The 12,867-nt window shown below is 32.6% G+C and carries 9 protein-coding genes and 1 other RNA gene; 1 reads left to right on the top strand and 9 read right to left on the bottom strand.

The features are described 5' to 3' along the window. Nucleotides 1-85: 85 nt before the first annotated feature. On the bottom strand, nt 86-889 hold the full coding sequence (locus G5V56_RS02950) for an SDR family oxidoreductase (RefSeq protein ID WP_166961161.1): 804 nt from the start codon (nt 887-889) through the stop codon (nt 86-88). A gap of 145 nt (nt 890-1,034) precedes the next feature. Then, nucleotides 1,035-1,133, bottom strand: an RNA gene (gene ffs, locus G5V56_RS02945) — signal recognition particle sRNA small type. Nucleotides 1,134-1,220: 87 nt separating this feature from the next. Between ffs and G5V56_RS02940 the strand changes: the two genes are divergently transcribed. Then, on the top strand, nt 1,221-2,255 hold the full coding sequence (locus G5V56_RS02940) for a glutaminyl-peptide cyclotransferase (RefSeq protein WP_166961158.1): 1,035 nt from the start codon (nt 1,221-1,223) through the stop codon (nt 2,253-2,255). Nucleotides 2,256-2,568: 313 nt separating this feature from the next. Here G5V56_RS02940 and G5V56_RS02935 read toward each other — a convergent pair whose 3' ends face one another. The 7 genes from G5V56_RS02935 to G5V56_RS02905 all read right to left on the bottom strand — a co-directional run. Continuing rightward, nucleotides 2,569-3,711 carry an MFS transporter gene (locus tag G5V56_RS02935; protein ID WP_166961153.1) on the bottom strand — a complete coding sequence of 381 codons (1,143 nt, stop codon included), beginning with the start codon at nt 3,709-3,711 and terminating at the stop codon, nt 2,569-2,571. 167 nt (nt 3,712-3,878) lie between these two features. Continuing rightward, the gene (gene glgP, locus G5V56_RS02930) at nt 3,879-5,522 is read right to left on the bottom strand and encodes an alpha-glucan family phosphorylase (RefSeq protein ID WP_166961150.1); all 1,644 of its coding nucleotides are present in this window, start codon (nt 5,520-5,522) and stop codon (nt 3,879-3,881) included. A gap of 202 nt (nt 5,523-5,724) precedes the next feature. Then, nucleotides 5,725-6,501 carry a glutamate 5-kinase gene (gene proB, locus G5V56_RS02925; protein ID WP_166961147.1) on the bottom strand — a complete coding sequence of 259 codons (777 nt, stop codon included), beginning with the start codon at nt 6,499-6,501 and terminating at the stop codon, nt 5,725-5,727. 1 nt (nt 6,502) lies between these two features. Further along, on the bottom strand, nt 6,503-7,303 hold the full coding sequence (proC, locus tag G5V56_RS02920; RefSeq protein WP_166961144.1) for a pyrroline-5-carboxylate reductase: 801 nt from the start codon (nt 7,301-7,303) through the stop codon (nt 6,503-6,505). An 80-nt stretch (nt 7,304-7,383) separates the two neighbouring features. Further along, nucleotides 7,384-7,575 carry a hypothetical protein gene (locus G5V56_RS02915; RefSeq protein WP_166961142.1) on the bottom strand — a complete coding sequence of 64 codons (192 nt, stop codon included), beginning with the start codon at nt 7,573-7,575 and terminating at the stop codon, nt 7,384-7,386. Between the two features lie 213 nt (nt 7,576-7,788). Continuing rightward, a complete protein-coding gene (locus G5V56_RS02910) occupies nt 7,789-8,760 on the bottom strand; it encodes a PorP/SprF family type IX secretion system membrane protein (RefSeq protein ID WP_166961139.1) in 972 nt (323 codons plus the stop codon). A 42-nt stretch (nt 8,761-8,802) separates the two neighbouring features. Continuing rightward, on the bottom strand, nt 8,803-12,867 hold a 4,065-nt coding region (locus G5V56_RS02905; RefSeq protein WP_166961136.1), incomplete at its 5' end, for a T9SS type B sorting domain-containing protein.

Here is a 12,867-nt window from a genome sequence, read left to right as displayed (position 1 = left end):
TGTTTTAAATTCTTTTGGCAAATTTACAATAATAAGAGTCTTCTAAATAATAGATTTTTAACTTATTATCATAAAAATTGACTTTTTATAACTTGTAATGATTCATCAAAAGTTTTTCGTAAACAGTGTCTGGTAAGATTCGCTTTAAAACGATAGAAAACTTCTGCATAAAAGCACCCACTTTATAATGCACTTTTGGGTTTTTAGTATTCATAATTTTGAAAATAGCTTTGGCCATCATATTCGGGTCACTGCCGCTATCAACATGTGCATTCATTAAATCTAACGTATTTCCGTAAGGCTTTAAATATGGCGACACTTCGTTTAACGGCACATGATATCTTCCTGCGGCAATATTAGTGGCAAAATCTCCGGGAGCAACATTCGTCATGTTAATATTAAAACCTTTCAACTCCATTCTAAAAGCTTCGGTTACTAACTCTAAAGCTCCTTTGCTTGCGCTATAAATAGCTCGATATGGTAATCCCATATAACCAGCAATAGACGTTATATTAATAATTAAACCTGAATTCTGAATTCGCATTTGTGGCAAAACAGTCTTGATAACATTAATGGGGCCATAAAAATTTGTTTCAAAATTGGCTTTAATTTCTGCTTCTGGTGTTTCTTCAATAGGCCCGGTTATTCCTGCGCCTGCATTATTTATCACTACATCTATTTTACCCTCTTTCTCAATAATTGTACTAACCGTTTTTTCGATGGTTTTTACATCCTTAACATCTAAGGGTAACAACGAAAATTGACTATCTGGGTAGTTTTCTGGATTTCTACTAGTTCCGTAAACAATAAACCCTTTTTGAGTTAAAAATTCACCTATAGATTTTCCTATACCTGAAGATCCACCAGTAATTAAAACAACTTTAGACATGTTTGAGAATTAACAATTAAAAATGTAAAATTAACAATGAATTTGAGAATTGCACTCAAAAAGAAAATTTTTGCGCAAAAATTGATGAAAATTAATTGATTGAAGCTTAACGATAAGGATTTCTAATTTCGTAAAAAGGCATAAAAAAAGGCAAGCTACCTACATCACACCGCTACGACCATTTACCTTTGCTTCGTTCCCGACCTGGAGGATTCAACAGGAGCTGGTTGTGTAGGACTTGCCGAGTGCAAAGATACAATCTTTTAAAATTTTCACAATGATTTTTTAAACTGATTTTAAATAAATATCTTGCTTAAAATTTACAATAACAATGAAATTTTACAAATACCTCACTATCATATTTTTAAGTCTTATCATTATAGGATGTGGCTCTAATAACGGACAAAAAAAAAGCGATTTTAAATTAAACACCAACTCAAAAAACAATACCTTTTCTAATAGTGATACCTTAAGGCTATCTTTAGAAAACCCAAAAAACCATACAATTGATTCCATATCGTATTCTTTAGATGGTAGAAAAATTGGAGTATCAACAGCATTAAATAATTTTAAATTAGGAAAACAAACGATTGTTGCTACTGTTTATTTTAATTCGGAACAGCAATCAATTAACGAGAACATCATTATTTTAAATAATGAACAACCCAAGATCTATACCTATAAAATAATTAATGAATATCCACATGATATTACATCATATACTCAAGGTTTAGAATTTTTTAATGATACTTTATACGAAAGCACGGGGCAATACAAAGAATCTAAACTTAGAAAAGTTGATTATAAAACTGGTGAAATTTTAAAAAATGTAAATCTTGCTGATGAGTATTTTGGAGAAGGTCTTACCATTTTAAATAACAAAATATACCAATTAACATGGAGAAAAGGTATTGGATTTATCTATGATGTTAATACGTTTAAAAAACTTAATAATTTTAAATACGGAACCAGCAAAGAAGGTTGGGGTCTATGCCATAATAACAATATCATTTATAAAAGTGATGGTACCGAAAAAATATGGACTTTAAACCCAGAAACGCTTGTTGAACAAGACTATATACAAGTATACACCAATAAAGGAAAAATTACAGAGATTAATGAAATGGAATATATTGATGGTGAAATTTACGCCAACAGATATCAAAAAGATGGCGTGGCTATTATAAACCCTAAAAATGGTGCTGTAATTGCTGTGATTGATTTTTCTCCATTAAAAAAACTAGTTACTCAACACAAAGGTTTAGACGTTTTAAATGGGATAGCTTATAACCCTAAAACAAAAACCATCTTTGTAACTGGCAAACGTTGGGATAAATTATTTGAAGTTGAGATTGTTGAAAATTAAATACATACTTTATATACAAAATTAATAGAAAAAGCTCTTGAAAAAATCAAGAGCTTTTTAATTGCTAATCATTCAATGTTTCTTTTTAGGCGTATAAAACTGTTTACTTTATGTTTCATTAAACAATTACAATTTATCATGTTTATTAAGAACCTATTTAATATTCAAAATATAAGATTTACCATGCCTTTTTAAAACATCATTTTTACCTTATTTGTTTGTTATTTTATCACTTGTAAAATCTATATGCACCTTTTACAAATAGAAACCCTTGAAATAAGTTTGTTGAAATTAAAATTGAGAAGATTAAAAATTACTTTTGTCTTGATTGATACCGAAAAAACTGTCTTGAAAAAGGAATGATAAGAAGACCAATAGCAACAAAAATATAAAAGGCGTTTTTTAAACCAAAAGCATGAGCTAAATACCCGATGACTGGTGGCCCAATAAACATGCCTAGTATTCCGTAGGTTGTAATGATTGAAATAGCCATACCTGGTGAATACTTATTTGAGGTTCCTGCTAATGCAAACGTCATTGGAAAAATGGCAGCTGTTCCAAACCCTACCAAACAAAATCCTAACAATGAAGTCCAAAAGAACGGAAATAAAATTGCTGTTAAAATTCCTGTAATAATGATAAAAGAACTTAAAATGTATGTTTGTTGCATCCCTATTTTTTGAATAATATTATCTGAAAAAAATCTAGAAATTGCCATACACACCATAAAAGAAAGGTAACCATATGTAAACACCTCTTCTTTAATAACTTCTTTAAAGTATACGCCACTCCAGTCAAACATGCCTCCTTCACAAATAGCTGCTAAAAAAATAATTAATCCTAAATACAAAATAAAAGGATCTGGCTTTCCAAAAATTATCTTATTTCCTGTTGTAGATTTATCATTCTTTAAAGTAAACCTATAGACTATTAACGCTGTTATTAATGTTAATAATGAAACGGACAGTAAGTGGGCATGTATTGAGACTCCCATTTTTACCATTAAAGTTGAAAATGCCACGCCTACTAAACCTCCAGTACTCCAAAGGCCATGAAAAGATCCTACAATACGCTTCTCAAATTTTTTCTGTAACGTTATTGACTGCGTATTAATAGCAATATTTAGAATTCGCATACAAAATGAAAAAAGACAAATAGCTACTACTAGTAAAAAAGGAGTTGTTGCAAAACCAATTAAGGTTAGTGCTACAGAAAAGAAAACAAAAGAAATGATTAGTGGTGTTCTACTGTCAAATTTTGATACTAACCAACCCGAAATAGGCAACCCTATTAAAGAACTAATTGGCATTGCTAAAAGAATTGTACCAAGCTGCGCATCATTAAAATTAAAAAATGTTTTGATAGTAGGTATTCGTGAAGCCCATGTAGCAAAACTAGCACCGGTTAGAAAAAAATAAACGCCTAAAGCAATTCTCTGCTTAACTTTTAATTCCATAGTAGATTAAATAACCAATATAAAGCCTGCAAATTTACAAAAACCTTAAGTGTCAACTTGTTTTTGTAGTCGCTATTAATGTGATTTTTAATTTTTTAAAATGTATTCTTTATAAAAGACAAGGCAAGCTAAACTAGCTTGCCTTTCTAAATTGAATAATAAGTATCTTATTTATAAAGTTCTTGGTAATATTGTTCTGCCATTCTATGACTTGAAAATTCTGGAATAACATCATCAATTCCTTGAAATACAATTTTTTGCCATTCCTTTGGTTTATCATAATACGTTGGAAGTACTTTGTTTTCAAGAATATCATACAAATTATCAGCATCTATCTTATCTTGCTCCCAAACAGGCATATTATGGTCTAATTCTGGTAACACAAAACAGTTCTCACCATTTTTTTCAAATTCAGGAATCCATCCGTCATTTATTGAAACATTCACAGAACCATTCATAGCAGCCGTCATTCCACTTGTTCCTGAAGCTTCTCGTGTTATTCTAGGTGTGTTTAACCAAACATCCGATCCTTCTTTGAGCATCTTAGATAAATCTATTTCATATCCTATTAAAACAGCTAAATTTGAAGCCGTTTTAGAATGATTTACTAAATGATTAAATATATCAATCGCATAAAAATCTTTTGGATAAGGTTTTCCTGCCCAAATGATTTGTACTGGATATTTAGAATTTGAAATTAACTTCTTGAAGCGTTCTAAATCGTACAATAATAAATCTGCACGCTTATAACCGGCAAAACGCCTTGCCCAAACGATGGTTAATACATTTGGATCAAATAGTTTTTCAGTTTGATTCAAAACTTCGTCAAACAGTTCTTTTTTAAGTTCTAACTTTCTTTTTAGATAAGCTTTACTACTCCTTTTCTTCCAAGCATTTTTAATCTCTCCATCTTGCCAGAAGTTTTGATTTTGAGCATTGGTAATAGGAATGACTTCGCAAATATCACTAAAATCCTTCCACATATCATTAGCAACAACTGCATGTAATTTTGACACAGCATTTGCTTTCTTTGCCATTCTTAAAGCAGAAACTGTATAATTAATCATACCGTTATTTACTGTTTCCTTTGCTAGCTCCTCATGAGAAAGCTTTCTACCAAAAAAACCACAGCGATTTAAATGCTCTCCTTCTCGCTCTTCATTACCAGCTTTCTCTGGTGTATGCGTTGTAAAAACAAATTGCTTACGTTTAACACCTTGATCTCTTAAATAATAAAAAGCCGGTAACCCGTGCCCTTCGTTTAAATGATAGATGTCTGCACCTCCTAGAGCTTCAACTACTTTTGCTCCTCCAATACCAAGGACAATACTTTGAGACACTCTAGTTACTTCATTGGCATCGTATAAATGATTGGTAATGGTTCTTGATAAAAAATCATTACTATCTATATCTGTGCTTAATAAATAAATAGGGACAGAACCAAAAATTTCTGGTTTTAACACATAAGCTCTAACTCTAACATTAGGATTGTCATGTAATTCTACAGAAACTTCAATGCCTGTATCTTCTAAAAAGTTATATGATTTTTCTATAAAATCTGTACGAAGTGTTTGGTCTTCATTTCTAGCTTGATCATAATATCCATATTTCCATAGCATTCCAATTCCAATCACATTTTGTTTAAGTTCATGAGCAGAACGCATATGAGAACCTGCTAAAAAGCCCAATCCGCCGGAATAAATTTTCAATGCTTGATGGATACCAAATTCCATACTAAAATAAGCTACTTTTTTATCGTACTTCTTTGCTGGCTTGTATGGATGGTTCCATTTATTATTATCATTTACCATATTTTATTTTTTTAAGTTGCAAACTTATCAATTATTAGCCAATAAATTTCATGATTTAAATCATAAGCCTTTATATTTATAAAAAAAATAACATAAATAACCCATTGCTTTTTTGATTTTGTTAACATGATAAAATGTTAATCAAATAAACAACGGGCTATTAAGAGAATACTTTTGCTTTCTATGAATTTGAAATAAAAATCTATGAAACAACTTTTGTTCCTACACTTTTACCATCAATAATATCAATAATAGTATTGTCTCGCTTTCCATTTGCTATAAATGTAGGAATGCTATTTGAAGCTGCTTGTTTTGCATAGTCTAATTTAGACCCCATGCCTCCTCTACCTTCTGCTTCACCTTTATGGCTCTCCTTAATATACTTGTCTACATTGTCGTCTGAACTAACTTCCTCGATAAGACTACTACTATCTAAATCTGGATGCCCATCATACAACCCATCAATGTCTGTTAAAATAATAAGTTTGTCGGCATTAATTAGTTGAGCAACTAAACTAGCTAACTCGTCATTATCAGAAAACATGGACATGGTAACTGAAACGGCATCATCTTCATTTAAAATAGGAATAACGCCTTCAGACAATAATCCTTCATAACAATTTATCATATTTTCTCTATGAACTCCTGGGCTAAAATCTCTTTTAGTTGGAAGCACTTGAGCGCACTTCATACCATAATCCATAAAAATATTGTAATACAAGCGCATCATTCTAGGTTGTCCAATGGCAGAATATACTTGTCTTCTTTGCGTTTTATCTTTTATTTTTGATCGTCCTAAGACTTCTTTTCCAGCAATAACAGAACCAGAAGACACGAGAATTGTAATAATATCACGCTCATAGAGTTCAGCAATCTGTCTTACCAATCGTCTTAAAACAGGTCTTACTATTCGTTTATCTTTGTTGGTCATAACATTAGTACCAACTTTAATCACTATTTTTTCTTTGTATTTTTCCATCTTATTTTCCTAATTCAACAGCTCTGTTAAATGCTGCAAATGCGGCTTCTTTTATTAATTCATTTACATTATTATCTTCCATTGAGTCAAGAGCGGCTCGTGTGGTACCACCTTTTGATGCTACCATATCCATCCATTTATTAGGCGAATGATCTGCTTGATTAAATAATTCTACTGCCCCTGTAAACGTTTCACTTACTAGTACCTTTGAAATATTTTTTGAAAATCCCATTTGAAGCGCAGCTTCCATCATACTTTGCATAAAGTAGAATACGTATGCTGGTCCACTACCCGAAATACCTGTTGAAGCATCAATAAAGTTTTCATTGCTTACTAAAATAGATTTTCCAGTAGTATCTAATAGATTTTCAACTAATATAAGTTCTACTTTTGACACTGCTTCTGAGGCTATATATGAGGTTAATCCTCTACCTATCTGAGCTGGTAAATTTGGCATAGCTCTTACAACTTTATCAAGACCTGTTAAGTCTTTCATATAATCAATAGTAATACCAGCCATTATTGATATAATAATTTGCTCTTTATTTACTAAAGGTGCTATTGCTTTAAATAATTCTTCTGAATGATAGGGTTTAACAGCTATAAAAACAATGTCTGCAAATGGAACACAGTCCTTTAAATCTTTATAGACATCAAAGTGAGAAATCTCATTTAATTCTTTAATTTTTTCTTCGGAAGTGTCTAAAATCATGATATTTCTTTTTTTAAGAAGTTTTGATTTAGACATACCTTGAGCATAGGTAAGCCCCATGTTACCTGCTCCAATTACTAATACTTTCATTAAATTGTTTTAAAAAATTGATAGAAATTACCTTGAATAGATAATATTTTAATCTTTGTAAGCTTTTTATGTTTTGTTGATTACCGAGCTATTGAGCAATCCTCGCAATCTTTTATTGCACCGTAATAAGTTTCACGGTATTTATGCAATGTTTTAACTGGTAAACCAAGTAAATACTTTCTGATATAAGTAACATTTGTACTTAATTCACCCATCTTAATACTATAACGCTTTTCTAATTTAGTTTTTCTTTTAATTTTTATAAGTTTCATGAAAATTGTGTTTGCCGATAAGGTTAAAAAACAACCGCTATACTGAAAGGATTTTATGTTAAAATAATGTTAATTTTTGTAAAAAAAGACATAACTACAACGTTATATTAATACTTAACACTCTAAAATACAATTATTTACAAAATTTTAATTTTTGTACTTTAAAAATTTCGAAACTTATATGTAGGTAAAATATTTTAACAAAAAATGGCATTAATGTATGGGACTTTGTGTACACGGACAATTACTGATTGATTGTAAAAAGTCGAAACCAATAGTAACCACATGGGTACCAGAATTAAAACCTGACAAATCGTTAGTCGTTATTTGGTACGAGTACCCAAAATAAAAATTAGACTTTTTAAACCCGGCCATAGGGCCTACATTTAAAGGTTTAAAAAATTGATCATTAAGAAAACGGTAAGATACGCCTGCCCAGAAATAATCTTCATTTCTATTATATTTTCTGTATTTTATATTAACATCTGTACTAGACCGTTTATCACTGCTAAACATTTGATAATACACAGAAGGTTCTATTTCTACCCTACTTCCTTTAGACCCCTTAATTTTATAACCTGAATAGATTTGGTAATTCAATAGCAAACTTGGTTCTAAAACTCTAAAATCTGCAACCTTTTTATCTAAAATATTACTTGCATTAAAACTTAAGTAAAACCCTTTATTCCTATACAACATACCTACATCAAAGTTATTATTTGAAGTCGCTCTATTATCAGTTACAAAAGGATCTAAAATGGGTATTTCGTATGTTGTATCAAACTTATTGACATCAATTTTAAAATTATTAATATTATACGAAATACCAAATGACAAGTATTGTTTAGAATAATAGTCTAAAATAATATGATGAGCAAACGAAAACTTAACGCCTGTTTGCTTAGTATATCCGTTGCTATCGTTATACAAAGATATTCCTACACCAGATCGGTCTGCAATTCTAAAATCAACATACAACGACTGATTATCTGGAGCATCCTTAATACCTACCCATTGTGTTAACCCATTAGCCCTTATTCTTAAATTATCGCCTATTCCAGCATATGTTGGAGACACCACAAAATCATTATCTGCCAGGTATTGAGTAAATACAGGCAAATTAAGCTCTTGGCTATAACCTTTGGCTATAACAATGAGAAACAGATATATAACTAGTCTTTGCATGTGTGTGTGTTTAAGGTTTGAGGGCATAATTGCTAATTTTATTTATCTGTAAAGAGTGAAATGTCCAACAAATTCACGATCATCATTTTTATCATTTAATTTTATTACGTACCAATAGTCTCCAGTTGGTAATGGTGTTCCATTATAGGTACCATCCCATGTTTGTCCTAGACGTTTTGTGGCAATTTTTCGACCATATCTATCAAAAATTGAATACTCAAGATCTTTATATGTTATGGTACATCCTGGAGCCCAATCATCTGTAACACCATCTCCATTCGGTGTAAAATAGTTTGGAATACAAATATCTATGTATTCAAAATACCTTGTGATTTCAGTTGTACAACCATCACTATCTGTTACCGAAACTGTGTAGTCTCCAGACTGATAAATAACAAATGTATTTGAACTACCGTTGGATTCGCCATTTAACGCGTATTCATATATTCCTGAACCACCAGTAGCTGTAACTACAATTTGATTTATCTGGGTATCATCTATAGTCATTGCTAATGGATCTATTTGATCAATAACAAACGGTGCAGTTGATTTTATACAACCATTCGTGTGTCTTGCATCAATAACATGTGTTCCTGGAGCTACATCAATAAATATATTACTAGCCTGATATGGACCTCCATCAAGGGAGTAATCTACATCTGAAGGATTGGTAATACTGGCATCTATAGTTACCGTAACGGTATTAGAAGACATATTATTTACACATCCATATTCAACAACTGCCTCTGGATCTATTATAACAGATTCTGGGAATGTGATATTCCATTCAGACTCACAACCTTGGCCATCTATTACATAAACCACATGATCACCTCCTGCTAATCCGGTAAAATCGAATTGTGTTTGAGCTAAGTTTCCTGTTGTATACGCAGCATTAATATCGTCTAAAGCAACACTATAAGGTGCGGTTCCTCCAGTAATATCAATACTAAACTCACCACTCAAATCACCTGTACAAACTTCTGGAATTAATGATCCCGGAACGATGTTAACCATCAGTGGGTTTGGTTCATTAATTGTGAAATTAAATACGATGTAACAACCTAATTCGTCTTGAACAATTACATCATAAGTTCCTGGCGCAAGATGATCAAAGGTTGGTGTATCAAAAAATTGATTTAATTGCGGTGAAATAGCATACTTAATAACTCCTGTTCCACCTGAAGCATTTATTTCTAATACTCCATTGTCAGACCCATTACAAGTAACATCGAATGACGTATGACTTTCTGTTAGTGGCGACGCTGGTTCTGTTATAGCTATTACAGTCGATACTGTATTACAATCTCCACTATCTACTTGCACCTGATAATTTCCAGCAAAAAGATTGGTGAAAACACCTGGTGTATTTTGTACGGCTCCGGGAATAGGATTTCCTAAATTATCTTGTAATGTGTACACATAACTACCCAGACCACCTTGAGCAGTTGCTACAATGACACCTGTATTATCTCCAGCACAGTTAATAAATGCATTGGTAGCGTCTACAGAAACCACTAATGGTGGAAGCGGATCTATTTTTATTTGATTTGACACACTAGCATAACAACCATTAGCATCTCGTACATAATACATATACGTTCCTGGAGTCACATTAATTGTAGTTGATGATACAAATGATCCTAAAACTGTTGTAAATGCAGCCGTATCACTATACTCATAATTTCCTGTTCCTCCTGTAGCACTTAATGTAAGTGTTGTACCTGTTAAACATGTTTGAGATGTTGATTTTACTAATAATGATTGTATTTGAGCTGGTTCTGCTATTACAATATTAGCAGATGTAAATGCGCAGTTATAGCCATCGGTTATATCTACTGTATAAGTACCAGCTCCTAATCCTGTAAATACAGGTGACAACTGAGGTCCTGACGTACTAGGATTTGGTAAAATTGTATTCAGTGTATAGGTATAATTACTTCCTTGACCTCCTGCTACTCCGCTCACTGTGATACTCGCATTAGTGTCTCCAAAGCATGATAATAAATTTGTGCTTGGAGTTACCGTTGCTGATATTGGTATTGGTATTGCTAATGTAACAACATCTGAAGCAATACAGCCTCTAGAATCTCTTGCACTAACTACATAATCTCCTGCTGTTAAACCACTAAAATTAGACACATTACTAAACGGAGTAATAATAGTACCAGAAGTTAGTTCCAATTGATATTCATAACCACCTGGCCAGCCTCCCGTTGCTGTTGCTGAAATAGAGCCATCATTGTTACCGCTTACACAGGTAATTTCTGTATGGGTTTCAAAAATAGCTAAAGCTGCTGTTGGCGCTGTAATTGTAAAGTTTTTACTTACTGAACAATACGGTGCATTTGTTAAAGTTGCATTTATAGTATAGGTTCCAGATGCTAATCCTGATATGGACACAGGACCTGCATTTGTTGATGTTCCAGAAGTAACTAGGTTACTTAAAGCATCAGTAACAGTATAATCAAATATACCTGCCTCGTCTGTTGGCGTAGGCACTCTATCAATAAACGTCACATTAACACTACCATCCGAATCATTAAAGCAAGTAACATCAACAACTGAATCTATTGTAAGATCAAACGTATTTGGATCACTTATATAATGTACTTTTTGTAAACTACATCCTGTATCTAAATTGGTAACAGTAATTATATAATTTCCTATTGGCAATGCCGTAAAAATACCTGTTGTATTCGTTTGAGTAGGTAAAATGGCAGCAAAATCTTCTAATGTATATTCTAAATTTGTTGGTGTACCACCAATACTGCTTACCGAAACAGTAATATCTTCATCATTTGTACACGTAATGTCATTATCAATAGTTACATTGATTGTATCTAGTTGAATATAAGGTGCTATGGTAGCAGTTGTTGTACCTGAACATCCATTATCGTCATAAACATTAATTGTATATGTGCCTCCTAATAAATCCGATTCAGTGTATACATTATTATTGCTAAACTGAACAACAGTTCCATTCTTTATAAATTCATAATTGGCGTATGTACCGGATCCACCCGTTACAGTATTAACGGTAATAGTTGCAAAATTGGTTGTGTTTGTACCTGTTGAACAAGCATAATCAACCACTATAGGTGCTGAAATTACTATAGGATTTGGCTTATTTACCGTTACATCTTGTGATAATGTACATCCTCTACCAGAGGTTACTAAAACTGTATAGGTTCCAGCAGCCAATCCAGAAAAAGAATTTGAAGTTTGAGTAGCTACCGTAGTAGGTCCTGCTGTAATCTCATAGGTATAAACCGGATTATCGTTGCTTGCTGGTAAATTTACAGTAATACCGCCATCACTTCCGCCATTACAACTTACATCAGACGATGTCGCTGTAAAAGTTACAGGAGTGGCTGTTGGTAAATTCACTATTACATCTTTTGTACATAAAGTTGTTGTATCTTCTATAGTAACTGTATAATTAGTTGCTGATGACAAACCTGAGAATACATTACCTGTTTGCGTTATAGATGCAGAAGGAGTTATGCTATATGCATAGTTTCCTGAACCTCCTGAACCTGTTACAGTAATTACACCATCTCCTTCAGAACAACTTGGTAACGTAGTTATTGCAGGCGTTACATCTAATGCAGGATAAATAATTACATCTGTTAGCATTAAAGTTGTACAACCATTTGCGTCTTTAAGGGTTACATTATAAGTTCCTGGTGTTGACACTGTAAATGTTGGATTTGATTGAAAACCGGTTCCTATTGAATAGGTGAAAGGTCCGACTCCAGTAGGACTTGTTACTGTAAACGTGTAAGGATCTCCAGTTAAATTACATTGATTTGATGCTACTGCTGGAACCGTTACCGTTGGTAATGGGTCTGTATCAATAACAACATCTATTTGGGTTGTACATCCGTTAGCATCCATCACCCAAACATCCCAATCTGTATTGGTTGTTGGATCTAATACCGCACTAGCACTTGATGTATAATCCGTAGCTATTGGTCCTACACCATTTTCTACAAATGCATAGGTGTAATTTGGTGTACCCCCACCTGCTGTTACACTTACTTGAGCTCCAAAATTACAATTCGCATTGATATTGGTTGTTTCCACAAGTGTTAATGGCGTTGG

The organism is Yeosuana marina, assembly GCF_011762485.1.
GTDB lineage: Bacteria > Bacteroidota > Bacteroidia > Flavobacteriales > Flavobacteriaceae > Yeosuana > Yeosuana marina.
The sequence above is the reverse complement of the archived record's forward strand: the minus strand, read 5'-3'. Positions and strand labels throughout refer to the sequence as shown.